A 26,554-nucleotide genomic window follows, 5' to 3' on the forward strand; every position below is an offset into this window, starting at 1 on the left:
TGAGCCATCGCAGCGCCTGGCAAACGGTGAAATGAAACGGAAAGCGCTTTGCGTTTCGCCTCTTTCTCGATGCCGCCGCAGCTCTAATTTTGTGTACCGCGCGATCGTGCCTTCACGAGGGGCATCCAGTGCAGCATGATCCTTCTTTGATCTCGGCCAACGCGGCCTTGATCATGTCGGCGGCTTTCTCCGCGATCATGATGGTCGGTGCATTGGTGTTGCCCGACACGATGTTCGGCATGATCGACGCGTCGACAACACGCAAACCGTGCACCCCTTTCACGCGCAATTGATCGTCGACCACATCGAGCGGATCGTTACCCATGCGACAGGTCCCGACAGGGTGATAGGCGCAGTCAGCGTGGTTGCGAATGAACGCTTCGATCTGTGCGTCGGTCTGCGCGCGCGCCGAATTTCTGGATTCCTTGCCGCCAAATCGCGCGAGAGCCGGCTGACGCATGATGCCGCGCACCAGTTTGAAAGCGCGTATGAGGCGACTCACGTCGTCCTGATCGGCCAGGAAATTGGTGTCGATCAGCGGCGCCGCCAACGGGTCGGCGCTCGCCAATGAAACGCTGCCGCGGGATTTGGGGCGCAACAGGCCGCAGTGAACCGAGTAGCCATTACCGATCAATATCTTCCGGCCGTGGTCGATCAGCTTTGCAACGATGAACACGAGCTGCACATCCGGGCGCCTTTCTTCCGGCAGCGTCTTCACAAAGCCCGTGCCTTCCGCGAAGTTGGACGTCAGCACGCCGCGTCGGTATTTCGCCCAGGTGCGAATGCCCTTCGCCACAGACCACACGCCCGACAGCGACACGCCGAACAGCCCTCGCGACGCACCGGCTTCGTAGCTGTGAACAATATCGATGTGATCCTGCAGGTTCTTGCCGACGCCCGGTGAATCATGGACGACGTCAATGCCGTGCTGCTGTAAATGCCCGGCAGGCCCAATGCCCGACAGCATCAGAATGTGTGGCGACTGCAAGGCGCCGGCCGACAACAAAACTTCCTGCGTGGCTTTCAAAACCTTGATTGCGCCGCCTTGTTGAAACTCGACACCAACCGCGCGCTTGCCGTCCATCAGGATTCGCGTAGCCTGCGCACCGGTGATGACCTGCAGGTTCGTCCGGTCGAGATTCGGTGTCAGGAACGCCTTGGCGGTGCTGCAGCGTTCGCCGTTCTTTTGCGTGACCTGCGTCAGTCCAATGCCCAGTTGATGATCGCCATTGAAATCGGGGTTGGGCGAATGCCCCGCCTGTACGCCGGCCTCGACAAACGCTCTTGCATAGACGCTCGGTTCCAGCACATCCGCCACGTTGAGCGGGCCGCTTGCGCCGTGATGCGCATTGCTGCCCCAGAACGCGTTGTTCTCCGACTTCCTGAAGTACGGCAACACCTCGTCATAACTCCAGCCGGCATTGCCCTCTTCTGCCCATTGATCGTAGTCGGCCCGGTCGCCACGGATATACATCATCCCGTTGATCGAACTACTCCCGCCCAACGCCTTGCCGCGCGGCTGGTAGCCGATCCGGCCGTTCAGCCCGGAGTTGGGCATCGTCTTGAACGCCCAGTTGAAGATGGGATACGGGATCAACGCGGCAAGCCCCGCCGGACATTGAATCAATGGGCTGTTATCAGGCTTGCCTGCTTCGAGCAGGCAAACCTGAACCCGTGGATCCTCGCTCAAGCGGGCTGCCAACACACAGCCCGCCGATCCACCGCCGATCACGATGTAGTCGATCATGGCAGATACACGATATGCACGTCGTTGATCCGGCCATTGAATCTGAACGGCGCGCGATCACGATAGTCCAGCGTCACCGGGCAACCGAGGTCGACGCCGACGTTAAAGGTTTCGCTCGCGCTGAACGCAAGCGGGACGGTGAACGGCGTCGTCGCCCGCGTCACTTCCACGCCGTCGACCATCATGACTAACGCGGCAGCCGCACCCGGCGCAGGCCCGCTCATCATGGTCTCGAGATCGAACCGACGCGGACCCGGCGCGATCCTGTCCGCTGAACGCAAGCGCGTTCTCACCACACCGAGGAAGTTGTATTCGTAGTGGAGGTAACCGTCGTCCATATAGAGCACCAGACCGCCGGCTACCGCACCCAGCGAATAGAGCACGCCGCTGCCTGCGGCGGCCACCTCGACGTCCACCGTGACCCGGTTGTTGCGCGCGCGCAGATTAGGCGCACAGAATTCGGGCAGGCGCGTGATCTCCGTATTGAAGTGCCATTCGGTCTGAGTCGTTCCCACACGAGCATCGGGATTAAGAAGCGGCCCCAAACCCGCGCCGATCGGATAAACGTGATTGGCGCGCGCCTCGCTATCGAATTTCTGTTTCAACTCCGCGAGCTTTTGCGGGTAGTCGCGCGAAATATCGTTCGACTGGGAGAAGTCGCCGTCGAGTTTGTACAAGGCCCAGACATCTTCGTCCGGATTCCAGTTCGCGTAGGCGGCGTAGGCGCCTGGCAACCATGGCACACGCGGCCCGAAAACCGACGCCATCCAGCCTTCCGAGTAGATCCCGCGGCTGCCGAATACTTCGAAGTACTGATGCGTTTTTTGCGTGGGCGCCTCGCTGTCGGCGAACGTATACGCGAGGCTCACGCCGTCCAGCGGATCCTGCTTCTGGCCATTGACTGACTCCGGCGGCGCAATGCCGATGACCTCGTAGAGGGTCGGCGCGATATCGTTGACATGGTGGAACTGCCCACGCACATTGGCGTCGGCCTTGATGCCCTTGGGCCAGGAAACCGCCATCGGCACACGGGTGCCGCCGAAATAACCCGCCACCAGCTTGGTGCCCTGAAACGGACTTTCTCCGGCCCAGGCCCAGCCGGCGTGATACATGTTCGCGACCTTTGGACCGCCCAACGCGGGCAGGCCGCCGTATTCCTCCTCGAGGATCTTCATCTGTTGCGCGAAAGGCATCGGCACGCCGTTGAGCGTCAGCATTTCGTTGATGGTGCCGCTCCAGCCTTCCGAGGACGCCCCGTTATCCGACAGCACGTAAAAGATCAGCGTGTTGTCACGCAAGCCCAGCCGCTCCAGTTCATCCACGATCTTGCCGGCCTGTGTGTCGGCATGCTCGAGGAAACCGGCGTACACCTCCATCAGGCGCGCCTGGAATCGCTTCTCATCGTCGCCAAGGCTATTCCATGCAGGCATCGTGTCTGGGCGCGGCGTCAGGATGCTGTCGGCCGGAATCCAGCCAAGCGCCTTCTGACGCCTGAAGGCCTGCGCGCGATAGACATCCCAGCCTCCGTCGAACTGTCCCTTGTACTTATCCGACCACTCACCGAAGACCTGGTGCGGGCCATGCACCGCTCCCGGCGCCCAATACATCAGAAACGGCTTGTCACGCGCAAGAGCATGTTGCTGGCGCAACCAGCTGGTGGCCTGCGCTGCCAGATCTTCGCTCAGGTGATACTTCGGATCGTTGGGCCGCTCGATCGGCGTGGTGTTGCGATACAGATTCGGCTCGTATTGCGAGGACTCCGCCCCCATGAAACCGTAGAAATGATCGAATCCGCACCCGGTCGGCCAGCGGTCGAAAGGCCCCGCAGCAGAGACATCCTGGGCAGGCGTGTTATGCCACTTCCCGAATGCAGCTGTGCTGTAGCCATAGTGCTGCAACACTTCCGGTATGGTCGCTGAAGTCTTTGGAATCTCACCGGTGTAACCGTCAAAATCGCTCGCCAACTCGGTGATGGTCCCGGATTCCACGCGATGGTGGTTGCGCCCCGTCAACAGCGACGCACGCGTCGCCGAGCAGATCGCGGTGGTGTGAAAGGCGTTGTAGCGCACGCCGGAATCGGCAATGCGGCTGAGCGTCGGCGTATGAATCGCACCGCCAACCGTATCGGCGTGTGCAAAGCCGACGTCGTCCAGCATGATGATCAATACGTTCGGCGCGTCGGCGCGCAAGGGGGTGGCTTTGCTGCGCCACTGGTGCTTCGACTCGGCCAGCGTCCGCGCGGCGAGACTGGCTGTCGGCGTTTTGGGAAATGGCAGATCCTGCGTCCCGGCTATGGCCACACCGGTGAGAAAGGGCTGCCCGATTGAGCCCGTCTCTTCCGAAGACGGTCCCGCCGGAGCGGAATCGGATGCCGCAGGGTTGAGTTCGCGGGTCATGAGGGTCTCCTGTCATGGACTGAAACGTGACGCCAGCCGCCGGATCGCGGGTCTGCGGGTCATTGACAAATCGGAGGCATTTTATGAACGGCATCCCGCGCGGCGCTGGTCTTTGAAGACAATCCAGTGGTCTTGCGCGTGCACCGTGCGCAACCTGGCGCTCGATGCGGGTAAACACCGGGCGAAAGTAAGACGCACGGAAGAGGTTTGCGAACGCCGCGCAACACGCCCATCGGGAGCTTTGACCTTCGTGCAAATGGCGGTTCGCGCGTGTGACGATTCCTGACCTGGCATTTACGCCGATGGAGTTCGCAGTGCAATCGCGGCTACGCTATTGCGATACCGACGCGACCACACCGTCGCTCAAGCGCATTTCTCCCCCAGCCAGCCTGCCGCTCGCACACAGCACGCCGGCCCAGCAATGATTGCCGTCCAACATGCAGAGAGCCACCGCCTCCCGCTCCGACAGCGACGCCGTTCTCACGACGATCGGTGGCTATGCGCTCGCAATTTCACGCGCCCTCGAGCACAGCGGAGTCGATAGTGCCCGGATCTTTCATGCGGCCGGCGTCCAGCCGTCGCTGATGAAGAACGATCCCATGACGCGGCTCCCGGTCGCCACGATGGCCAGGCTGTATAAGGTCTGCGTGGACGTGACGCACAACCCCTACTTCGGATTGACGGTCGCCAGGTTCATTCACGTTTCGAATCTGCACGCACTCGGCTACGCGCTCGCGGCCAGTTCCAACCTGATGGCATTCTGCCAACGGCTGGAACGATTCTTCAGACTCGCTTCTCAGGCCTGCGAAATCAACATTGTTGAAAACGGCGACGAGGTCTCGCTGCGCATGAAACTGCTGGTGCCCGTGTGCGCCGAGACGGAAGATGCGTTGCTGGGCTTTGTCGTGCTGTCCATGCGCCAGCTCTACCACGCCGATTTCAAGCCGGTCCGCGTGGCGTTCTCTCACCCGATGCCGCGCGAAGGGGGCGGCCCCTACGAGAAACTATTTCGCTCACCTGTCGATTTTGACCAGGCTGCACCTGAACTCGTGTTTTCGAAACCGGATTTGCAAAAACCGCTGACCGGCGCGTGTGCTGAGCTGGCGCAATTGCACGACAACCTCGCCACCAGCTATATCGCCCGTCTCGACAAACACGATGTGGTAAGCACAGTGCGGCAGAAAATCATTGAGTATCTGCCCAATGGCGACTGCTCGAGAGACAAAGTCGCCAGCGCCATGTGTATCAGTCCGACCACCTTGCAGTTCAAGCTCTCGCAGCACGATACGAATTTTAATGAGCTGCTCGACGCGACACGCAAGGAATTGGCCTCCAGCTATGTACAGCAATCGGCGTTGTCGATTACCGAAATCACGTTCTTGCTAGGGTTTAGCGACTCGAGCAACTTCACGCGCGCGTTCAAACGTTGGGAAGGCGTTTCACCGAGCGACTATCGCAAGGAAGCCAAGATCCAGAGCGCGTGAAGTTCTGTTTCCGTCCGCCGTTCGCGCCAGCATGCAGCCTAGTGCGATGCGTGTGTTTCGGCACCGGTGCCGAGGCCGGCCTTTTCGGCGACGCGGACCAGCTCGGCCAGCGACGAGACTTCCATTTTCGCCATGACGCGCGCGCGGTGAGCCTTGATCGTCTTTTCGACCGTGCCCAGTTCGCCGGCGACCTGCTTGTTCAGACGGCCGCTCACGACGAGCGCCATCACTTGCCGCTCGCGAGGTGTCAGTCTTCCGACACGCAGACGGATCGCGTCCAGTTCGCGGTGGACTGCGTGCGTTTGCGCCACCTGTTCGAACGCCTGGTCGATTGCACGAAGCAGATCCGTATCACGCACCGGCTTCGGCAGGAAATCGGTTGCCCCGGCTTTCATGGCGCCCACCGTCATGGGGATGTCGCCATACCCCGTGATGAAAATGATAGGCATCGCCGCATTGAGTTCGCGTTGCAGTTCCAGACCGCTGACATCCGGCAGCTGGATGTCCAGTATCAAACACGCTGGACAGGTTTCGGCACGGATCCTGTCCAGGAATGCGCGGGCCGAACCGAATGTCTCTACCCGATAGCCAGCGAACTGGATCAGACGCGCGAACGCTCGGCACACAGACTCGTCGTCGTCGACGACGAACACCAGCAGATCAGAATGTGTCATGGCCTTTATCGCGACTCGTCGTGCTGCATCGCATCATTCGCGGGCAGCGTGACATAAAAGGTCGCGCCTCGATCGGTGTTGTTTTCGGCCCAGAGTCGCCCGCGGTGCATGTCGATGATGGAGCGGCTGATCGACAATCCCAAACCGAGCCCCTGGGGTTTTGATGTGAAGAATGGCTTGAAGATCTTATCCAGCTTGTCCGCTGTCAATCCGTGCCCGTTGTCGCGAACCGCAATGCACACCATGTCGCCACCCTGAGGCTTGAGCGTTACCGCTACCATCCGGTCGACGGGCGGCACATCGTTCAGCGCGTCGAATGCGTTGAGCAGAAGATTGAGCATGACCTGCTGCAGTTGCACCCTGTCGCCGCGCACGGGCGGCAGGGTGTCGTCAATGTCGAGCCTCAAACGCGTGCCTCGCACGATCGCGTCACTGTGCACCAGCAGAATCACGTCGCGGACCACCCCCGCGAGATCGAGCGGCACGACGTCAAGATCGCCCTTCTTGACGATTGCGCGGATGCGTCGAATCACTTCGCTGGCACGATAGTCATCCTGAACAATGTCATTGAGGATTTCCCGCACTTCCGCCAGGTCGATCGGGTCGGCGGTCATGAACCGTTGTGCTGCCTGCACATTGCTCAGAATCGCGGTGAGCGGCTGGTTCAGCTCGTGGGCGAGCGAAGAGGCGAGCTGCCCCATGGTGGAGACGCGCGTCAGATGGGCGAGCTCCTGACGGTTTCGGTGCAGTTCATAGCGATCTGTCCTGTCGATGACAAAAGCGAGCATGATGCAATCGTCGTCGAAGCGAAACGCATTCAGCCCTATTTCCACGGGAAACACCACGCCGTCCTTGCGCCGTGCGGATAATTCCTGCAAAGGCGCCGCGCCGCGCACGTCGGGTAGCGCGAACCTGTCCGTCCAAAAGGGCGTGCTGCCTTCGAAATGCAGGTCGGGCACCAGCAACTCAACAGGTCTGCCGATCATTTCTTCGCATTCGTATCCAAACAGCTTCGCAGCTTGCGGATTGACCATGACCATGCGGCCACGCTCGCCCAGCATGAGAATCGCAAACGGGAATAATGCAAGCGCTTCGCGAAAGCACGTCTCGCCGCTCTTTCGTTCCGGAGCGGCGGCCTGAGCATGCGGTATGTCCATCGATCGTCCGCCACTCGTACAAGCCTCCCGGCGAACCACCCTCGCGGAAGCCGCCGCGCCGGGTGCACCTGCAGGTGGATGCCCTGCGCGCGCCCCACGTTGGCCGGCTTCCGTCACACCAGACACTTCCGCGACGCGAGAAGCCTCCACGCAGGTGTCGCGTGACGGACCAGCTTTCACCGGTGAATGGGAAGCACCACCCGCCTCGACCACCGTTCTCGCAATGCGTGCAAACACCATGTCCAGGCTGGCCAGAGCGCGTTCTGCGTGCGCAGAACTACCCAGCGGTTTAATACTGGCGATCGATGCCGCCGCCCCGTGGCGTCGCGCCAACATCACCAGCAACCACAGAATGATGGTCGCTTCCAGCACGACTATCACGGGCATGACGATGCTCATGGCCGGACTCCATCTCAAAGGCTGGTGCCGGGTGACGTGCTGAAAAAATTCGCTCTGGATTTCGACGAAATGCAATGCGCCATAACCCGGAAGCCGGTTGCCGCCACCCGATCTTGCAAAGTGGCCTGGGCATGCAGAATCATGATTCCCTCGTGATTGCGCGGCCCCGGCCTGCCTCACGGGCGGTCTGTCGGGTCGTCTCCATGACAGCGCATTATCCTTCTGTTTATTCAGTGAATGACTAGCAGCGGAATCGGGCACTGCCCGCCCGAGGATAGATTCGGTTAAAACTTCCGCAGTCGGATAGAACCAAACGGTCAATTAATCCTAGTCTGCGATCGGACAATAGTAAATGACGCACGGCACATTCATCTATGTTTTGACCTGAATGCTTGTGTTGTGGACGACTACTGGATGGGACCGCCAATCGCGATGTCTGCGTAGACCAGCAAGATTGTTTGCGCGGCGGAGATGATCGCCTGCAGGCCCGAGCCACAGAGACGGTTCGCCGTAAAGCCCGGCGTTGCCTCGGACACACCTGCGTTGAGCGCCGCGACGCGGGCCAGATACAGGTTCTTCGGCTCGGTCGCGATGACATTCCCGAAGACGACGTGGCCGACCTGATCGCCACCAACGTCAGCACGCGCCAGCGCCTCGTGCACGACAAGCGAACCCGGTTCCGTCGGGGCGATATCTTTCAGGCTACCTCCGAACTAGCCGATGGGAGTGCGAACTCCGCTCACAACGACGACTTCTCTTTTAATTTCGGATTCCTTTTTTAATGTGCAAGCCTGCTTCGACGGCTTTCGAGTCCGTTTCGCAGGTCACATATTCGGGTAATTCGGCCCACCGCCGCCCTCAGGCGTCACCCAGACGATGTTCTGGGTCGGGTCCTTGATGTCGCAGGTCTTGCAGTGCACGCTTGCTCAATGAGACTTGCGGGGGTCATTGATGTGAGATCCCTCAGTCAGAACTGGTCTTCGGCCAGCGCCAGCACACTCTCCCCGCTCTTCGCGGTAACGATCGACGCTTCGAGCGCCGACGCCTGCGGCAGCACATGCTCGGCATAGAACTGCGCGGTCGCGATCTTCGCGCCGTAGAACGACGGATCTTCGGCGCGCTTTTCAGCCGCCACGAGCAGCGCACGCGCCATCTGCCAGCCGCCCAGCACGATGCCCGCGAGCTTCAGATATGGCACGCTGCCGGCGAACACCGCGTTCGGATCGTCCTTCGTGTTGGCAACAACGAAATCGACCGCCGCGGTGAGCGAGCGATGACCTTGCGCCAGATACTTCTTCATCGATTCGAACGCCGCACCCTGCTGCGTGCCGAGCGCCTCGATCGTTTCTGCTACGCCGGCCAGCAGCGACTTCGCCACCTTGCCGCCGTCGCGCACAGTCTTGCGGCCGATCAGGTCGTTGGCCTGGATCGCGGTCGTCCCTTCGTAGATCGGCAGAATGCGCGCGTCGCGGTAGTACTGCGCGGCGCCCGTTTCTTCGATGAAACCCATGCCGCCGTGCACCTGCACGCCGAGGCTCGTCACGTCGATCGACAGCTCCGTGCTCCAGCCCTTCACGATCGGCACGAGGTATTCGTAGATCGCCTGATGTCCGGCACGTTTTGCTTCGTCAGGATGACGATGCGCGATATCGCAGTGAGCCGCGGCGACATACGCCAATGCGCGCGATGCTTCGGTGAGGCCACGCATCGTCGCGAGCATGCGGCGCACGTCCGGATGCTGGATGATTGCCACCGATTGCTTCGCCGAGCCGTCCACCGGGCGGCTTTGCACGCGATCCTTCGCGTACGCCACGGCCTTCTGATACGCCCGGTCCGAGACGCCCACGCCCTGCATGCCCACCGCGAAACGCGCCGCGTTCATCATGATGAACATGTACTCGAGGCCGCGATTTTCTTCGCCGATCAGATGACCGATCGCGCCGCCGTGGTCGCCGAACTGCAGCACCGCGGTGGGGCTCGCCTTGATGCCGAGCTTGTGCTCGATCGACACGCAGTGCACATCGTTACGCTCGCCGAGCGAACCGTCTTCATTGACGAGAAACTTCGGCACGATGAAGAGCGAAATGCCCTTCACGCCTTCCGGTGCGTTCGGGGTGCGCGCCAGCACGAGATGGGCGATGTTCTGCGCCATGTCATGCTCGCCCCACGTAATGAAGATCTTGGTGCCGAACAGCTTGAACGAACCATCGCCTTGCGGTTCGGCGCGCGTGCGCACCAGCGCGAGATCGGAACCGGCCTGCGGCTCGGTCAGGTTCATCGTGCCAGTCCACTCGCCGGAAATCAGCCTGGGCACGTAGGTCTGTTTTTGCGCTTCGGTGCCGGCGGTGAGCAGCGCTTCGATCGCGCCGTCGGTCAGCAGCGGACACAGCGCGAACGAGAGGTTCGACGCATTGAGCATTTCGATGCACGGCGTGGCGATCAGCTTCGGCAGGCCCTGGCCGTCGTAGTCGAGCGGATGCTGCACGCCTTGCCAGCCGCCTTCCACGAACTGGCGGAACGCCTCCTTGAAGCCGGGCGTCGCGGTGACCACGCCATCCTTCCAGCTGCTCGGATTGCGATCGCCTTCGACGTTCAGCGGCGCCAGCACTTCGCCGCACAGTTTCGCCGACTCTTCGAGCACGGCCTGAGCCGTGTCGAGGTTTGCGTCTTCGAAGCCAGGCAAGGTCGCGATGTCTTCGAGCGCGGCCAATTCTTTCATCACGAACAGCATGTCTTTTACGGGCGCGGTGTAGCTCATCGCGTGTCTCCTCACGGTACGTTTTCAGGCACAGATACGCGTCCCGTGACGGACTGACTCCGGCACGCCGCGATCCACATGCCGCATCGTAGCGCCCTCGCCAGCCCCACCCAATGTCCAAACCTGCCCATTCATTGACAAAAGCTGCCGCTTCGCGCGGCTCGCTCGCGTCACGCCAGGACGCCGTTGACCGGGACGTCGATGTCCTGACTCACGCCATCTTGCGATACGCTTGAGGCGTGCTGCCCGTCCAATGCCGGAAGGCCCGATGAAACGCGCTCGGGTCGTCAAAGCCAACGTCATAGGCGATCATTCCGATCGCGTCGGCCGACCGCGTGAGCCGCTGAATGGCAAGATCGCGCCGCAGTTCGTCCTTGATCGCCTGAAACGTCGTGCCTTCAGCCGACAACCGGCGGCACAGCGTCCGGACGGAAAAATGCAGGTCCTGCGCCACGACTTCGATGGTTGGAATCGTCGGAAGACGAGCGGCAATAGACTGGCGAACGCGGTGGCAGACCATTTGTTCCGCGAACGACACGAAAATCCAGCCTTCCGGCGCGCGCGCAAGAAATGTTTTCAGGTCGGTTTTGTGTTGCCTGATGCGCATGTCGAGGTACGTGGCGTCGAACGACATGAAGGTGCGCGCGCGGCCAAACTGCACCGGCCCTGGAAAAAGATAGAGATAGTCGCTCGCGCGTGGTGGGCGCGGAAAATCGAACTCCACTTCCGACAGCGGAATCTTCTGTCCAACCAGCCACGAGGCGACCCCGTGCGCGAGTTTTAGCACGAGTTCGCGACCCAGCACGCTGACGGCCGGGTAGTCTGGGTTCGGCACCAGTTCAACGCGGCAGACAGCCCCTTCGCGTCGCGATTCGAGTCTGAACTCGTCGAGAATCAGGTGAAAAAACTGGCCGAACCGATTCATCGCAACCTCGAGTCGTGGCGCATCGAGGAGGCTCAGGCAAAGATACTTCAGTGTCCCATTGCGCAACGGCCGACTGAAGATACCCGGCATTTCGTCGTCGAGTTCGTTCGCCAGCAGGCGATAAAGCGTGGAAAACTGCTCCTGCGTCACACGGGCTGCGGGCTCGTGCAGTAACTCGTGCGGGATCCCCGCTTGCCCGGCCAGACGCACAACCGCCGCCTGGTCAGCGCCGGCCAGGAAGCCGTTGACGAGCGATATGGGTACGGTGGCGGAAAGGGGATTCAAGGGTTCGCAGTTGCCACGCAGTTGTCGCTCAGTTGCCGCTCAGTTGCCGCTCAGTTCTCAGTCAGTTCTCATTCTCAGTTAACGGCTCTTGCACTGGCGTGGCCGTCGATGGCCTATTTTGTCATAGGTGCCGGCCAGGCGTGAACTACTGCTCGGCCACAGCACGAACGCGGAATGCCGCGATGGAACAGGAACCCGCACGCTCAACCCTGAAGCCGGATTGAGAGGATTACCACTCGCGGATGCAAACCAACATTACAAATAACAAACAATATAGCAAACTAGATCAATACGATAATTACATTACCCAAACATTCCCCATGCAGCGAGATTCAGCATGAAACTCGCTCCAGGGATTAATACGGATAAACGCGGCTTCAATCATGCAAGCGTTTAACGCTCGGCGTACACTCGCTCGAAGCCCAGAGCACAGGGCGCATGGGGCTGCAGAGCCACCCGTCGTCGAACACGGGTTATCGGAGAGTCAGGAGAACAATCAATGAGTTGGACACGGGAACAGAGAAACGTCACGATCGCCGCCTACCTGGGCTGGACCCTGGACGCATTCGATTTCTTTCTAATGGTGTTCGTATTGAAAGATATCGCGGCGGAGTTCAATACAACAATCCCCACGGTTGCCTTCGGCATTATGCTGACCCTGATCATGCGTCCGCTCGGCGCATTGATTTTCGGCTGGCTCGCCGACAAATACGGCCGTCGTCCCACGCTGATGATCAACATCGCGTGCTTCTCGCTGCTGGAATTGCTGTCCGGCTTTTCACCCAACCTGACCACCCTGCTCGTGCTGCGCGCCCTGTTCGGCATCGCGATGGGCGGCGAATGGGGTGTGGGCGGCGCACTGACGATGGAAACCGTGCCGCCGAAATCGCGCGGCATCGTTTCGGGTCTCCTGCAGGCCGGTTATCCGAGCGGCTACCTGCTCGCCTCCGTCGTGTTCGGCGTCTTCTATCAATACATCGGCTGGCGCGGCATGTTCTTCGTGGGCGTGCTGCCGGCCTTGCTCGTGCTGTATGTGCGTGCGCACGTGCCGGAGTCACCGGCTTTCAAGACGCTCGAGAAGAAAGCGCATCTGGGTCTCGTCGCCACGCTCAAGCAGAACATCGGCTTGTCGCTCTACGCGATCGTGCTGATGACCGCGTTCAACTTCTTTTCACACGGTTCACAGGATCTGTATCCGACCTTCCTGCGCGTGCAACATGGGTTCGACGCGCATACCGTGTCGTGGATCACGATCACGCTGAACATCGGCGCGATCTGCGGCGGTCTGTTCTTCGGTTTCATTTCGGAGAAGATCGGCCGCAAGCGCGCGATCTTCATCGCCGCCCTGATCGCGTTGCCGGTGTTGCCGCTTTGGGCTTTCTCGTCCACGCCCGTGTTGCTCGCGGCCGGTGCCTTCCTGATGCAGATCTCCGTTCAAGGCGCATGGGGTGTGATTCCGGTGCACCTGAACGAAATCTCGCCCGATGAAATTCGCGCGACGTTCCCGGGCCTCGTGTATCAACTCGGCAATCTGATCGCGTCGGTGAACGGACCGCTGCAAGCGAGCGCCGCCGAAGCGCACGGCAACAACTACGCGCTGATCATGGCAGTCGTGATCGGTATCGTGGCGGTGTTGATCGCCGTGCTGATTCCGTTCAGCCGCGAACGCCGTGGCATCGACATGACGCAGTCGGCGAAACAGGTCGCAACGCACGCCTAAGAAAGTCCCCGCCCCGAAGGAGTCCCTTTGGGGTGATTGGTGGATTGAGGCAGAGCTTTAAGCGTTCGAACTAAACAGCTATTTCGCCGGCGCGTTATGGGGCACAATAGCTACAAAGGCGGCTCGATCCGCCACCAGGTAACGCAGACGCAAAGCAAGCGTAAGAAGTAAGAACCCACGCGAAGCTGGCGCGAGAAAACAAACGCAGGGCCAAACACAGGTAGCAAGCAATACGAGGCCGTTCCGATTTCGATCGGAACGGCCTTTTTTATTTCCGCGCGGTTTGACGCGCCCGCGCGCATTGGAACGACGGACCTTCGTCAGGTCTTCTAGAGGAGTTAATCCACACCGAGCCCTTGATCGCAGTCCCTATCCTTCTTTATCCTGAAAAAAACGGCTGTTTCAAATAGTCATTTGAATCGCTTGTTTGCGGGCCGGATGCCCGGCAACTGGGAGACGCAAAATGGCAGTTCGAACAACAGGCCGGCATGCCGGCGACACGAAGTCCCGCATCCTCGACGCCGCCGAAACACTCTTCATCGAATGCGGCTATGAGGCCATGTCCCTGCGCCAGATTACTTCGCGTGCCGAAGTAAATCTCGCGGCGGTCAACTATCACTTCGGCAGCAAGGAATCGCTGATTCACTCGATGCTGGCGCGCCGGCTCGACCGCCTCAACCAGGAGCGCCTCAAGCTGCTCGACCGCTTCGACGAAATGCTCGGCGCGCGTCTGACCTGCGAGCACGTGCTCGGCGCCATGTTCATTCCCGCGCTGCGGCTGTCGCGCGATCCGCGCGTCGGCGGCAAGGCGTTTCTGCGCTTGCTGGGGCGCGCTTATACGGACCCGTCGGCATTCATTCGGGACTTTCTGAATGCGCATTACGAGTCTGTGGCCGTGCGTTTTTTCGATGCTTTCCAGCTTGCGCTGCCTCATCTGCCGCGTGAAGAGCTTGGCTGGCGTCTGCACTTCTCGATCGGCGCGCTGTCCGGCGTGCTGGCCGGCGCCGATACCGACAGCCTGATTTCGGAGTTCTCGCAAGGCAAGTCGATGAACGACCTGCAACTGATCGCGCGTCTCGCTTCGCTCATGGTGGCCGCGCTGAAAGCGCCCTTGCCCGACGGCTCGCAACTGGCCACGTTCGCCGCCGTGCTGGGCGACGCCACCGAAGGCGGCCCCGAAGGCCAGATGGAACGCGCGAATCCGCCTGCGGGGGTTGCGGGTACGCAGCCGGCGTCAGGCGGGTTTGAACCGTCGGTGCCGGCAGCCTCGGACGGTGAACGCCACGGTGGCGACGTGGAGGCGAGTTCGTTTCAGCCCGCGTTGCACGGCACAGCTTGAAGCCAACGGTGCGGGCGGCGCTGCCATAAGCCGTCCGCGCCCCGTGGATGCGTTCGCACGCACCATCGAAACAGGAGGAAACGTCATGCCGTGGTTCACCCTGGTGCTCGTCATTGCCGCTCTCGCGCTGGTCTACTTTCAGGCGCGCGCCTCATGGTGGCTTGCCTTCATGATCGTCTGGGTGGCGGCCGCGCATGTCAGCGGAGCGGCGGGTCCGGTGGTGACGACGGCGCTCGCGATCGTCTTCGTCCTCCCCGCCCTCGTCCTCGCGATCAAACCGCTGCGCCGTGCGTGGCTCACAAAAACGGTGTTCGAGGTCTTCCGCAAAATCCTGCCGGAGATGTCGCCGACCGAGCGCGACGCAATCGAAGCCGGCACCGTCTGGTGGGACGCCGAACTGTTCTCCGGACGCCCACATTGGGACACGCTGCTCGGCTACGGCCCGGCCACGCTCACCGCCGAGGAACAATCGTTTCTCGATGTCGAATGCGAGCATCTGTGCGATCTCGCGAACGACTGGGAAACCACCGCGGTGTGGCAGGACCTGTCGCCGGCAACCTGGCAATACATCAAGGAACGCGGCTTTCTCGGCATGATCATTCCGAAGCAGTATGGCGGCAAACAGTTCTCCGCTTACGCGCATTCGCAGGTCATCATGAAGCTCTCCACGCGCTGCTCGGCGGCCGCCGTTTCGGTGATGGTGCCGAACTCGCTCGGCCCCGCCGAGCTGCTGATGCATTACGGCACCGAAGCGCAGAAGAACCACTATCTGCCACGCCTCGCCCGCGGCGACGAGATCCCCTGCTTCGCGTTGACGAGCCCATACGCGGGTTCAGATGCGGCAGCGATTCCCGACGTCGGCATCGTCTGCAAAGACACGTTTGAGGGCCGCGAAACGCTGGGTTTTCGCGTCACGTGGGACAAGCGCTACATCACGCTCGGACCGATCGCGACCGTGCTCGGCCTCGCCTTCCGTGCGCTCGATCCCGACCATCTGCTCGGCTCGAATGAAGAACCCGGCATCACTTGCGCACTGATTCCGACCGACCATCCGGGCGTCAACATCGGCCGCCGCCATTGGCCGCTGAACGCGGTGTTCCAGAACGGTCCGAACTCGGGCAAAGACGTCTTCATTCCACTCGACTGGGTGATCGGCGGCCGCGCGCAAGTCGGCAACGGCTGGCGCATGCTGATGGAGTGCCTCGCGGCGGGCCGCGCGATTTCACTGCCGTCGTCGAACGTGGGGATGGCGAAGATCGCCGTGCGCGGCACCGGTGCCTATGCCGCGATTCGCCGTCAGTTCCGCACCGCCGTCGGCAAGTTCGAGGGCGTACAGGAAGCGCTCGGCCGCATGGGCGGCAATCTCTACGTGATGGACGCCGCGCGCCGCCTGTCCGCACAGGCGGTGGACCTCGGCGAAAAACCGTCGGTAATTTCGGCGATCGCGAAGTATCACATCACCGAACGCGCCCGCATGGTGATCAACGACGGCATGGACGTCGCCGCCGGCAAGGGCATCTGCATGGGGCCGTCGAACTTCCTCGCGCGCGCCTATCAGCAGGTGCCGATCGCGATCACCGTGGAAGGCGCGAACATCCTCACGCGTTGCCTGATCATCTTCGGCCAGGGGGCGATTCGCTGCCATCCGTATGTGCTCAAGGAAATGACCGCCACGCTCGAAACGGACCGCACCAAGGCGCTGCGCGATTTCGATGCCGCCTTCTTCGGCCACGTCAGCTTCACGCTCTCCAATGTGGTGCGCAGTTTCGTTTATGGCATCACGGGAGGCGCGTTCATCGCCAGGCCGCGCACGGCGTACGCGCCGCTGTTGCCGTACTACCGCGCGGCGACCCGTCTCTCGACAGCATTCGCGTTGCTCGCCGACGTCTCCATGTTCGTGCTCGGCGGCGATCTGAAACGGCGCGAACGCATCTCCGGGCGTCTGGGCGATGTGCTCTCGCAGCTCTATCTGATTTCCGCGACGCTCAAGCGCTTCGAAGACGAAGGCCGTCAAGAGGAAGACCTGCCGCTAGTGCGCTGGGGCGTCGAAGACTCGCTGTACAGGGCGCAGCACGCGCTCGACGGCGTGCTCGCGAACTACCCGAACCGCCTTGCCGCGCGTCTCGTGTGCGTGCTGGCATTCCCATTCGGCCTGCCGTATCGCGAGCCGTCCGACCGGCTCGGCACCGAGATCGCGGAGCTGATGCAAACGCCGGGCGCGGCGCGCAACCGCCTCGTGTCCGACTCGTACGTGCCGCATCCGGATGTCGACGCGCTCGGCTATGGCGAACTCGTGTTCGAGTTGAACCCGCGCTTCACGCAGATCGACCAGAAACTGCGCGATGCAGTCAAGCAAGGCCTGCTCGAACCGCTGCCGCAGAGCCTCTCGCACCTGGCCGCGTGGACCGAAGCGGCCCAGCGAAAAGGCCTGATCGATGCCGACGATCGCCGCGTGCTTGAGGACTACGCGCGGTATGGCGAACAAGTCGTGAAGGTCGACGACTTCCCGCCCGACTTCGACATGCTCGCCAACTTGCAAAAGCGCAAGGACGCGCTCGAGAAAGCGCTGGAACTCGCGGCCTGAGTGCCTTAAAAGAAACATCCAGACAGGGCACACTCAGTGCCCCAAACTGGGTGCACACTGACACACGTCCGACGTCCCCGAATCCCCCAATCTCCCAAGGGACTTCCTTCGGGCGTGGCCAGCGGAGCAACGAATAATATGAACGACTCTTATCTGAACTTCGTCAATTCGCCGTTCGGCGCGCGCCTTGCGCGTTCGTTAGGCTTACCGAAGCCCGAGGTGCTGCGCCGCTATCGCGCGGACCAGCCCGAGTTCGACGGCCTGATCGCGATCGGTGCGAGCCGCGAGCCGCATCTGCTCGACGCGCTCGCGAATCTCGTGACGAGCATCGGCATGACGAGTGTGGCGCATGAAAGCGCGGGCCTGTGGGTGCCGCTCGCGAATCGCCACGGTTTGATGACAGGCCGTTTCGAACCAGCGGAGTCCGGTTCGCCCGGCAAGCTCACCGCCTTGCTGTTCGATGCGAGCGGTATCGAAGACAGCAGCCAGCTCGAACCGCTGCACGGATTCTTCCACGATACGTTGCGCTCGCTCGGCAAATGCGGCCGCATCATCGTGCTGGGGCGGCCGCCGGAGGCCTGCGCGAGCCCGCGCCAATGGACCGCGCAGCGCGCGCTCGAAGGCTTCGCGCGTTCGCTCGGCAAGGAAGCGCGGCGCGGCATTACCGCGAATCTCGTCTATGTGGAGCAAGGCGCCGAGAACGGCATCGAAGCGACGTTGCGATTCTTTCTATCGCCGCGCTCTGCGTACGTGTCGGGCCAGGTGGTGCGCATCGGCGTGCGCGCCGGCGCCGACGCCTTGCCGGCGTTCGACTGGCATCAGCCGCTCGCCGGCCGGCGCGCCGTCGTGACCGGCGCGGCGCGCGGCATCGGCGCCTCGATTGCGAGCGTGCTCGCCGCGCAAGGCGCGCACGTCATCGGCATCGACATCCCAGCGGCGCGCGACGCGCTCGATTCGACCATGCACCAGTTGAACGGCACCGCCCTCGCCTTCGACATCGCCGCGCCCGAAACGCCCGCGCAGATCGCCGCGGCGCTCGACGAACAGGGCGTGGATATCGTCGTGCACAACGCGGGCATCACCAAGGACAAAACCATCGCGAAGATGACCGACGCCGCGTGGCAAAGCGTCATCGACATCAACCTGTCCGCGCAGGAACGGATCGACGACGCGCTGCTCGCGGCCGGCATCTTGCGCGACGGCGGCCGCATCGTCGGCGTGTCGTCGATCAGCGGCATTGCCGGCAATCCCGGCCAGACCAATTACGCCGCATCCAAAGCCGGCGTGATCGGCCGGGTGCAAAGCATGGCGCCGCATCTGCGTGCGCGCGGCATCACGATCAACGCGGTCGCGCCCGGCTTTATCGAAACGCAGATGACCGCGAAGATTCCGCTGGCCATCCGCGAGGCCGGCCGCCGGATGAATTCGATGAGCCAGGGCGGCCAGCCGGTGGACGTCGCACAGGCCATCGCGTGGCTGGCGCACCCGGGATCGGCGGGTGTGAGCGGCCAGGTTGTGCGCGTGTGCGGACAAAGCCTGATTGGAGCGTGAGCATGGGTGAGCCGGGTAATCCGTTCACGAGTGGTCACGCAGCGAGCGCGGCCCGTCCGAAGACCGTCGTCATCGAGCCGTTGCCTGCGCCCGCGAAGCTGTATGGGCGCGCGTTGTCCGGCATCGTCAAACGCGGGCGCGACACGCACTTGCCGGCGTTGCGCCTCGTGCGCCCCGCCGTGGCCCTCGACCCCGGGCCGATCTGGCGTTACTCGCGGGTCTGCGGCTTCATCCCCGAGCACGGCGTGCCGCTCACGTATCCACATCTGCTCGCCTTCCCGTTGCATCTGCTGATGCTGACCGACCCGGCGTTTCCCTGGCCGGCGCTCGGCCTCGTGCATCTGGCGAACCACGTGCGCCTGCGCCGGCCGCTCGCTTACAAGGACATGTTGCGCGTCGAGGTGGAATTCGGCGCGCTGCTGCGTCACGACAAGGGCCAGGCGTTCGTGCTGCATACCCGCATGTACCGCCGCGGCGAAGCGGTATGGGACGGCGACAGCGTCTATCTGAAGCGTGGCGTGCCGGCGAGCGGCAGTCCGTTCGATCCGCTGGAACTCGGGCACGACGCGCTGGAACGCATCTCGCGCTGGCAACTGGCGCCGCAACTGGGTCGCGACTACGCGAGCGTGTCCGGCGACTACAACCCGATTCACCTCACCGCGCTATCCGCGAAAGCGTTCGGCTTCTCGCGCGCCATTGCGCATGGCATGTGGACGCTGGCGCGCGCCGCCTCCGCGCTGCAACCGCCGAAGCCGCTCGCCGAAGCCACGCTCTGCGCCGAATTCAAGCTGCCGATGCTGCTGCCGGGCGAAGCGTCGCTGTGGAGCGCGTCGCCCTCGCTGATCGAGCGCGACATCGAGGTACGCGACATTGCCGGAGAAAAGCCGCATTTGCGCGGCCGCATGCAGTGGAAGCTGTTATGAGACACCGGCAGGCACCCGCAGGGACGTGCCTGTCTTCGTGACCGCATGGAATTGAAGCCACCTGAAAATCGTTGTTGAGCTAACAGACGCACCGACGCAAAGAAGCCTTACTCACGATTCGTATCATTCGCACCGTTGAACCAGGGAACGACTCTAAAGGAGCCGAGCATGTCCAACCCGCAGCCCGCCGTGCGCCGCGTCGCCATCATCGGGGGCAACCGGATTCCGTTTGCCCGCTCGAACACCGCTTACGCGACCGCGTCGAGTCAGGACATGCTGACGTTCACGCTGCAAGGCCTGATCGACCGCTACAACCTGCACGGTGAACGTCTGGGCGAAGTGGCAGCCGGCGCCGTCATCAAGCACTCGCGCGATTTCAACCTGACACGCGAATCCGTGCTGTCCACCACACTCGCGAGAGAAACGCCGGCTTACGATGTGCAGCAGGCCTGCGGCACTGGGCTGGAAGCGGCCATTCTCGTCGCCAACAAGATCGCCCTCGGGCAGATCGAGGCCGGCATTGCTGGCGGTGTCGATACGGCATCCGATGCACCGATCGGCGTCAACGAGCGCATGCGCAAGATCCTGCTCGAAGCGAATCGCGGCAAGAGCACCGGCCAACGCGTCGGTGCGCTGGCCAAATTGCGGCCGGGCATGTTTTTCAAACCGCTTTTGCCGCGCAACGTCGAGCCGCGCACCGGGCTGTCGATGGGCGAGCATTGCGAGCTGATGGCCAAGCGCTGGAACATCTCGCGCGAAGCGCAGGACGTGCTCGCCTACGACAGCCACCGCAAGCTCAGCGACGCGTATGCGCGCGGCTTCGTCAACGATCTGATGACGCCGTACCGTGGCCTTGCGCGCGACAACAATCTGCGTTCGGACCTGACGCTCGAAAAACTCTCCGGTCTGAAGCCGGTATTCGATCGCGACGCGGGCACGCTGACCGCCGGCAATTCGACCCCGCTGACGGACGGTGCTTCCGCCGTGTTGCTAGCGAGCGAAGATTGGGCGGCCAGACATGACCTGCCGGTGCTGGCGTATCTGAGCTGGTCCGAAACCGCCGCCATCGACTTTTTCGACAAGAAAGAAGGCCTGCTGATGGCGCCCGCCTACGCCGTGCCGCGCATGCTGGCGCGCGCCGGGCTCACCTTGCAGGACTTCGATCTGTATGAGATTCACGAAGCGTTCGCCGCGCAGGTGTTGTGCACGCTAGCGGCGTGGCAGGATGACGAGTATTGCCGCACGCAGCTCGGCATGCCCGGGCCATTCGGCGCGATCGAGCGGACAAAATTGAATGTGAACGGCAGCTCGCTCGCCACCGGCCATCCGTTTGCCGCCACGGGGGGCCGCATCGTCGCCGGACTCGCGAAAATGCTCGCACAACTCGACAAGCCGGCCGGCACCGCGCGCGGGCTGATCTCGATCTGCGCAGCGGGCGGCCAGGGCGTGGTGGCGATGCTGGAACGCTGAGCGTCGCCGCTGGCTCAGCACGTGCTTCAATGCATGCCTGGCTTTGAAGGCTGCTGCAATGACCGCGTTGATTACTACCTTGATTACTGCATGACTGGCTGCAAGACCAGCACACAAACAGATGAAGCGCCTGCTTCAGGAGACGAACGATGACCCAGCCCACGCAAGCCCCGCTCTCGCCCACCGCCGGATCCGCACCGCTCGCGAATAGAGCGGGCCAGACGCCCGGTCAAATGCGCAGTCAGACGCCCGGTCAGGCGGCAAATCACGCGCCCAACACCGACGGTATCTGGTACGCGTCGTATCCGGCCGACGTGCCGCGGGAGATCGACGTCAACCAGTACGAATCGCTCGTGCAGTTCTTCGACGAATGCATCGCCGAGTTCCGCGAGCGCGTCGCGTATGTGAGCGTCGGCGCGAACCTGACGTATGGCGAGCTCGGCCGCAAGGCGGCTGCGTTCGCCGCGTATCTGCAAAGCATCGGTGTGAAGCCCGGCGAGCGCGTCGCGATCATGCTGCCGAACACGTTTCAGTATCCGGTGTCGCTGTTCGGTGTGCTCAAGGCGGGCGGTGTGGTGGTCAACGTCAATCCGCTTTACACGGTGCGCGAGCTTGCGCATCAGTTGAAGGACAGCGGCGCGCAAACTATCATCGTGTTCGAGAACTTCGCGAAGACCGTTGAAGATGCGCTGCCGGGCACCAGGATACAGAACGTCATCGTGACGGGGCTCGGCGATCTGCTCGCCGACGGCCCGAATCTGAAGGGACGTCTGCTCAATTTCATGCTGCGCCGCGTGAAGAAGATGGTGCCGAAGTACAACCTGCCGAAAGCGGTGCCGCTGCTCGAAGCGCTCTCGATCGGCTACACGCGGCCGCTGACGCCCGTGCGCCCCACGCACCACGACATCGCCTTCCTGCAATACACCGGCGGCACCACCGGCGTGGCCAAAGGCGCAATGCTCACGCACAGGAACATCATCGCCAATCTGTTGCAGGCGAAGGCGTGGTCCGAAGGCCAGTTGAGCGGCGAGATCGAAACGGTGCTCACGCCGCTGCCGCTTTATCACATCTATTCGCTGACCGTGAACGCGCTGATCTTCATGGGGCTCGGCGGGCGCAATATCCTGATCGCCAATCCGCGCGACATGAAGCGCGTGATGATGATCATCCGTCACGAGAAATTCACCGGCATGACGGCGGTCAACACGCTCTACAACGCGTTCCTCGACAACGAGGAGTTCTGCAAGCGCGACTTCTCGAACCTGAAGCTCGCGATGGCCGGCGGCATGGCCACGCAGAAGTCGGTCGCCGATCGCTTCAAGGCGGTCACCGGCAAGCCGATCATCGAAGGCTATGGGCTGACCGAGTGCTCGCCGATCGTGTCGATGAATCCGGTGGACCTGACCAATCTGCACGACTTCGAAGGCTCGATCGGTTTGCCCGCGCCGTCCACGCAAGTGCGCTTCAGGAAAGACGACGGTACATGGGCGAACATCGGCGAACCGGGCGAACTGTGCGTGCAGGGACCCCAGGTGATGAAAGGCTACTGGAATCGCCCGGAAGAAACCGCCAAGGTGATCGACGACGCCGGCTGGCTCGCCACCGGCGACATTGGCGTGATGGATTCGCGCGGCTTCATCCGCCTGATCGACCGGAAAAAAGACATGATCCTGGTGTCGGGCTTCAACGTCTACCCGAACGAGATCGAAGACGTGATCGCGATGCTTCCGGACGTGCGCGAAGTCGCCGCAATCGGCGTGCCCGACGCGGCGCAAGGCGAACGGGTGAAGGCGTTCATCGTCAAGCGCAATCCGTCGCTGACCGCGGAACAGGTGATCGCCCACTGCCGCAAGAACCTCACCGGGTACAAGGTGCCAAAGCTCGTCGAGTTCCGTGACGAGCTGCCGCAAACCAATGTCGGCAAGATTCTGCGCCGCGCGCTGCGCGACGAGGAACTCGCAAAGCAAAAACCTGCCTGACAGGCGAGGCGCTCGATACCACGCGCCGCCATCATTTCGGAGAGTTTCATGAAGCACAGCCTGTTCGTACGCTCGCGCCGCTCACCGGCCTTCATGCGCCTCGCCCGTTTTTTGTCGGAAAACGCCACATTGAATGCGTCCCTGACTGCGTCATTACCTGCGGTTTCGTCGCGGGGACTCCTGATCGGCGTGCTGGTAGCCAGCGCCGCTGCGCTCGCGCCACCGGCGTTCGCGCAGAACGACGCCACACCGCCCGCGCTCGATACCGCCAGCGCTGTCAAGGCGCCGACCACGCCGCCCTCGCAGGTCGGCAAGCTCACGCTGGATCAGCAGGTCAAGTGGCTGCGCGCCGCGCAACAAAGCGGCGCAATGGAGAAGCTCGACGACGCGCAACTGGTCGCCCTGTTCCAGTCGCTCGATCCGCTTGCATTGCCGCGTTACATCAAGGAAGGGCCGAACGGTTACCCGTCGTACGAGTTCGTCATGTCGCGCTCGGAACGCATTCACGGCCAGTGGCCCGACAAGCCCGATCACATGCTGGTGCGCATCGCCCACGATCCGCTGCGGATCTACGCAAAGTGGCTGCCCGACGGTGCGCACGCCGGTCAGGAAATCATCTACGACGAATCCAGACGCACCGACGAAATGTATGGCCACCTCGGCGGCATCATGAACGTGCTGCCGCTGTGGACCTCGCTGAACGGCGCCCTCGCCCGTGCGCAGTCGAACCACCAGGTGCGCGATCTCGGCACCGAGTACATTGCCGGCCAGTATCTCTCCGAAGGCAAGAAATACATCGAAGCCGGCTTGCCGCGCTCGACCCAGGTGGAAGTGACAACGATCGACGGCGTGCGCGTGCTGGCCTTCACCGTCGAAGCGCCGACCGGCCAGCCGCAGTTCTATGCGAAGAAGGAAACGCTCGGGCTGGATCTGCGGCATCCGTATTTCCGCACGGTCGAGTCATATAACAACGACGGCAAGATCTTCGAGAAGATCGTCTTCGAAAGCATCACGCCGAAAACCTTCGACGACTCCACCTTCGATCCGAAGAACAAGGCTTATAAGTTCTAGCGTAGAAGGCGCGGCGTCAGCGCGAAGGCGACATGCCCGATGGGCCCGGCGCCCTGCTCGACGCTGTGCTCGCCCATGTGGCCTATGCGGGTGGCCAGTTCCCTGAGCACGAAGTAATCGGATGCGCGTATGAGGCCGATCAGCGACGCCGGCGATTGCGCGGGCGTTTGCCTGAGACGCGGCGCAAGTGTGGTGTACCAGAGCACGCCGATGTCGTCGCCAGTTTCGAAGGCAGACAGCTTCATATGGGCGACGTAGTCGGCGAATGCAGGGCCGCCCGCGAGCGTGGAGTCGATCACGGCGAGCGTGTCGCGGCGGGCGGCTGCATGCGCGAGCCATGGCCACGCAGCACCTGCCGCGGTCGAAAGCCATGCGCCGGTCATCATGAAAGTGCGTCGGTCCATTGTTTGGTTACGCCATCAGCTCGCGAATGCCACCCACGACATTTGCCTCTCGCACACGTCACATCCGTCACCTCCGTCACATCCGTCACCTCCGTCACGCACCTCACGTATAACCCCGCCGGTCGCGCCACGCCGCCGGCCAGATCCCCTGCTTGCCCGGCGCGAGAATGCCGTTCGGGTCGAGTGCGTCCTTGATCGTTTCCGAGAGCCGCAGCAACGCGCCATCGTTGAAACTGTACTGCGCCGCGGCGAAATCCATATACGCGAGATGCGCGCGATATTCGCCGTAACCCGCCGCGCGTGCGTCGCTCATCAGCGAGCGCAGTAAAGCACCGGCCTGCTCGACCTGGTTCGCGTCGTCGCGGTCGAAGATCGCCGCGAAGATGTGATGCAGATGACGCACACCCGCCGTAAAACCACCGTAGTAATCGAAGCCGTATTCCGCCGCTCGCGTCTTCACCATCGTGTATTGGCGCAGCGCGTCGCGCCCGGTCGCCGGGCACACCGGCGCGAAGTCCACATGTGCGCCCGCGCCGCCGCGCCAGTCGAGCATGCGGAACGCGCTCATCGCGGGGATGCCGGCCAGATTGCGATCGCCGCCCGCGGTGGGTTGCGCATCGCCCGCATAGCGAGCTGCCGAAAGTTTCGCCTGCGGCACGCGGGCGAACGCGCGCTGCACGATCGCATAGCGCGCGTCGATCAATTCAGGCGTCCCGTACAGCGCGAAATGCAGATTCCAGCGGCCCACATTCAGCTTGTCGAGCATCGCCGCGACCGCGTTCTCGGGCATCGCACCTTTGCCGTCGTACCACTGCTGACGTGCCGACAGTCCCGCGGCCCGGCGCAAACCGCCTTCGATCACCGCGTTATTGCGGATCGTTTCATCGAGCCGCAACGGCCGCAAGCGTTCGACGATCGTTTCGAGATCCGCTTCGTGCCGAAACTGGATTTCGCCGAGCAGATACGCGGGCGGCGCGGGCATCAGCCAGACACCGAGCTTGGTGACGATGCCATAGTTCGACTGCATGAACATCGCGTCGAAGGAAGGCCCATAACCCGGTTGATACAGTTGCCACGTGGTGCCGATTTCGATTCCGCCCATTCCAGTGCGCAGCACGTCGCCGTTGGCGAGCACCACTTCCATGCCGCACTGCGCCGCCGCGTGATCGCCGTACGCGGTATAGCCGAAGCCCCGCTCGAGCGTATTGCCGACCACGCTGCCCCAACCCGCCGCGGGCGGATCGACCCAGAGCTTGTAGCCTTTGTCGCGCAGATGCGCGTAGAGATCGAAGTAGCTGACGCCCGGTTCGACCAGCGCGTAGGCGAGTGTTTCGTTCACTTCGATGATGCGGTTCATCCGCTGCAGATCGAGCACCACCGAACCCGCCAGCCGCGGAGCAGCGCCACCGTACGCGAAGTTGCGCCCGGTTGAGACCGTCCACAGCGGAATGCGAAATTGATTGGCAATCCGCAACACCGCGCGGATCTCGTCGACGGATGCGGGCAGCAGCGCGGCGGACGCGGAGAACGCTTCTCGCTCGCCGGGCGCGAACGGATCGAGATACGCGGCGAGCCCGGCGGCCGAGGTGACCACCTGCGGCTCACCGACGATCGAGCGCCAACCGTCGAGCGCGCGATCGAACCCGGCGGCGGAAACTTTCGGCGGCAAGCTGCGCGTCAAGGTCTCT

General features: G+C 62.4%; 18 protein-coding genes and 2 pseudogenes. 10 read left to right on the forward strand and 10 right to left on the reverse strand.

From position 1 onward, the window contains the following. Positions 1-112 precede the first annotated feature (112 nt). Both P3T22_RS13380 and P3T22_RS13385 read right to left on the reverse strand, forming a co-directional pair. The gene (locus tag P3T22_RS13380; protein ID WP_429325204.1) at positions 113-1,747 is read right to left on the reverse strand and encodes a GMC family oxidoreductase; all 1,635 of its coding nucleotides are present in this window, start codon (positions 1,745-1,747) and stop codon (positions 113-115) included. Then, positions 1,744-4,143, reverse strand: coding sequence for an arylsulfatase (locus P3T22_RS13385; RefSeq protein ID WP_429325205.1), 2,400 nt, complete (start codon positions 4,141-4,143; stop codon positions 1,744-1,746). Before P3T22_RS13385 ends, P3T22_RS13380 begins: the two co-directional genes overlap by 4 nt. 272 nt (positions 4,144-4,415) lie before the next feature. Between P3T22_RS13385 and P3T22_RS13390 the strand changes: the two genes are divergently transcribed. Together P3T22_RS13390 and P3T22_RS13395 are read left to right on the forward strand one after the other, a co-directional pair. Beyond that, positions 4,416-4,568: a hypothetical protein gene (locus P3T22_RS13390; protein ID WP_158515259.1), complete on the forward strand. Its 153-nt coding sequence runs from the start codon at positions 4,416-4,418 to the stop codon at positions 4,566-4,568. Positions 4,569-4,580: 12 nt separating this feature from the next. Further along, entirely contained in the window at positions 4,581-5,627 is a 1,047-nt protein-coding gene (locus tag P3T22_RS13395) for an AraC family transcriptional regulator (RefSeq protein WP_082855009.1), read from the forward strand. Between the two features lie 38 nt (positions 5,628-5,665). On the opposite strand, the gene P3T22_RS13400 is transcribed toward P3T22_RS13395, so the two are convergent. The 6 genes and pseudogenes from P3T22_RS13400 to P3T22_RS13425 form a co-directional block, all read right to left on the reverse strand. Beyond that, entirely contained in the window at positions 5,666-6,301 is a 636-nt protein-coding gene (locus tag P3T22_RS13400; RefSeq protein ID WP_429325206.1) for a response regulator transcription factor, read from the reverse strand. Positions 6,302-6,306: 5 nt separating this feature from the next. Continuing rightward, positions 6,307-7,932: a PAS domain-containing sensor histidine kinase gene (locus P3T22_RS13405; RefSeq protein WP_429325207.1), complete on the reverse strand. Its 1,626-nt coding sequence runs from the start codon at positions 7,930-7,932 to the stop codon at positions 6,307-6,309. Positions 7,933-8,276: 344 nt separating this feature from the next. Further along, positions 8,277-8,558: pseudogene (locus P3T22_RS13410) on the reverse strand (acetyl-CoA C-acyltransferase); the annotation flags it as partial. 123 nt (positions 8,559-8,681) lie between these two features. Then, positions 8,682-8,777: pseudogene (locus P3T22_RS13415) on the reverse strand (4Fe-4S dicluster domain-containing protein); the annotation flags it as partial. A 47-nt stretch (positions 8,778-8,824) separates the two neighbouring features. Then, positions 8,825-10,615, reverse strand: coding sequence for an acyl-CoA dehydrogenase (locus P3T22_RS13420; RefSeq protein ID WP_429325208.1), 1,791 nt, complete (start codon positions 10,613-10,615; stop codon positions 8,825-8,827). Between the two features lie 211 nt (positions 10,616-10,826). After that, complete coding sequence (locus P3T22_RS13425; protein ID WP_236720925.1) at positions 10,827-11,825, reverse strand: AraC family transcriptional regulator; 999 nt, start codon at positions 11,823-11,825, stop codon at positions 10,827-10,829. 499 nt (positions 11,826-12,324) lie between these two features. On the opposite strand from P3T22_RS13425, the gene P3T22_RS13430 reads away from it, so the two are divergent. The 8 genes from P3T22_RS13430 to P3T22_RS13465 all read left to right on the forward strand — a co-directional run bounded on the left by P3T22_RS13430 (position 12,325) and on the right by P3T22_RS13465 (position 24,462). Further along, on the forward strand, positions 12,325-13,545 hold the full coding sequence (locus tag P3T22_RS13430; RefSeq protein WP_063495793.1) for an MFS transporter: 1,221 nt from the start codon (positions 12,325-12,327) through the stop codon (positions 13,543-13,545). 463 nt (positions 13,546-14,008) lie between these two features. Further along, entirely contained in the window at positions 14,009-14,884 is an 876-nt protein-coding gene (locus P3T22_RS13435; RefSeq protein ID WP_063495792.1) for a TetR/AcrR family transcriptional regulator, read from the forward strand. An 85-nt stretch (positions 14,885-14,969) separates the two neighbouring features. Then, a complete protein-coding gene (locus P3T22_RS13440; RefSeq protein WP_429325209.1) occupies positions 14,970-17,468 on the forward strand; it encodes an acyl-CoA dehydrogenase in 2,499 nt (832 codons plus the stop codon). Between the two features lie 138 nt (positions 17,469-17,606). Further along, on the forward strand, positions 17,607-19,019 hold the full coding sequence (locus P3T22_RS13445; protein ID WP_429325210.1) for a 3-oxoacyl-ACP reductase: 1,413 nt from the start codon (positions 17,607-17,609) through the stop codon (positions 19,017-19,019). A 2-nt stretch (positions 19,020-19,021) separates the two neighbouring features. Beyond that, positions 19,022-19,942, forward strand: coding sequence for a MaoC family dehydratase (locus P3T22_RS13450; protein ID WP_429325211.1), 921 nt, complete (start codon positions 19,022-19,024; stop codon positions 19,940-19,942). A gap of 168 nt (positions 19,943-20,110) precedes the next feature. Next, the gene (locus P3T22_RS13455) at positions 20,111-21,412 is read left to right on the forward strand and encodes an acetyl-CoA C-acetyltransferase (RefSeq protein ID WP_429325212.1); all 1,302 of its coding nucleotides are present in this window, start codon (positions 20,111-20,113) and stop codon (positions 21,410-21,412) included. A gap of 149 nt (positions 21,413-21,561) precedes the next feature. After that, positions 21,562-23,391 carry an AMP-binding protein gene (locus tag P3T22_RS13460; protein ID WP_429325213.1) on the forward strand — a complete coding sequence of 610 codons (1,830 nt, stop codon included), beginning with the start codon at positions 21,562-21,564 and terminating at the stop codon, positions 23,389-23,391. Between the two features lie 93 nt (positions 23,392-23,484). Further along, complete coding sequence (locus P3T22_RS13465) at positions 23,485-24,462, forward strand: DUF1571 domain-containing protein (RefSeq protein WP_429325271.1); 978 nt, start codon at positions 23,485-23,487, stop codon at positions 24,460-24,462. Here P3T22_RS13465 and P3T22_RS13470 read toward each other — a convergent pair. Together P3T22_RS13470 and P3T22_RS13475 are read right to left on the reverse strand one after the other, a co-directional pair. After that, entirely contained in the window at positions 24,459-24,866 is a 408-nt protein-coding gene (locus P3T22_RS13470; RefSeq protein WP_429325214.1) for a hypothetical protein, read from the reverse strand. The two genes, P3T22_RS13465 and P3T22_RS13470, sit on opposite strands and share 4 nt — an antisense overlap. A 103-nt stretch (positions 24,867-24,969) precedes the next feature. Continuing rightward, the gene (locus P3T22_RS13475) at positions 24,970-26,547 is read right to left on the reverse strand and encodes an FAD-binding oxidoreductase (protein WP_429325215.1); all 1,578 of its coding nucleotides are present in this window, start codon (positions 26,545-26,547) and stop codon (positions 24,970-24,972) included. Positions 26,548-26,554 lie beyond the last annotated feature (7 nt).

Origin of the sequence: Paraburkholderia sp. GAS348 (genome assembly GCF_050434205.1) — a bacterium.
Classification (GTDB): domain Bacteria; phylum Pseudomonadota; class Gammaproteobacteria; order Burkholderiales; family Burkholderiaceae; genus Paraburkholderia.

Excerpts from the sequence above, each read along its gene's own strand:
- P3T22_RS13460 (WP_429325213.1), top strand. The coding sequence starts at position 21,562 with ATGACCCAGCCCACGCAAGCCCCGCTCTCGCCCACCGCCGGATCCGCA.
- P3T22_RS13445 (WP_429325210.1), top strand. The coding sequence starts at position 17,607 with ATGAACGACTCTTATCTGAACTTCGTCAATTCGCCGTTCGGCGCGCGC.
- P3T22_RS13470 (WP_429325214.1), bottom strand. The coding sequence starts at position 24,866 with ATGGACCGACGCACTTTCATGATGACCGGCGCATGGCTTTCGACCGCG.
- P3T22_RS13395 (WP_082855009.1), top strand. The coding sequence starts at position 4,581 with ATGCAGAGAGCCACCGCCTCCCGCTCCGACAGCGACGCCGTTCTCACG.
- P3T22_RS13380 (WP_429325204.1), bottom strand. The coding sequence starts at position 1,747 with ATGATCGACTACATCGTGATCGGCGGTGGATCGGCGGGCTGTGTGTTG.
- P3T22_RS13430 (WP_063495793.1), top strand. The coding sequence starts at position 12,325 with ATGAGTTGGACACGGGAACAGAGAAACGTCACGATCGCCGCCTACCTG.
- P3T22_RS13450 (WP_429325211.1), top strand. The coding sequence starts at position 19,022 with ATGGGTGAGCCGGGTAATCCGTTCACGAGTGGTCACGCAGCGAGCGCG.
- P3T22_RS13435 (WP_063495792.1), top strand. The coding sequence starts at position 14,009 with ATGGCAGTTCGAACAACAGGCCGGCATGCCGGCGACACGAAGTCCCGC.
- P3T22_RS13455 (WP_429325212.1), top strand. The coding sequence starts at position 20,111 with ATGTCCAACCCGCAGCCCGCCGTGCGCCGCGTCGCCATCATCGGGGGC.
- P3T22_RS13420 (WP_429325208.1), bottom strand. The coding sequence starts at position 10,615 with ATGAGCTACACCGCGCCCGTAAAAGACATGCTGTTCGTGATGAAAGAA.
- P3T22_RS13465 (WP_429325271.1), top strand. The coding sequence starts at position 23,485 with ATGCGCCTCGCCCGTTTTTTGTCGGAAAACGCCACATTGAATGCGTCC.
- P3T22_RS13440 (WP_429325209.1), top strand. The coding sequence starts at position 14,970 with ATGCCGTGGTTCACCCTGGTGCTCGTCATTGCCGCTCTCGCGCTGGTC.
- P3T22_RS13400 (WP_429325206.1), bottom strand. The coding sequence starts at position 6,301 with ATGACACATTCTGATCTGCTGGTGTTCGTCGTCGACGACGACGAGTCT.
- P3T22_RS13385 (WP_429325205.1), bottom strand. The coding sequence starts at position 4,143 with ATGACCCGCGAACTCAACCCTGCGGCATCCGATTCCGCTCCGGCGGGA.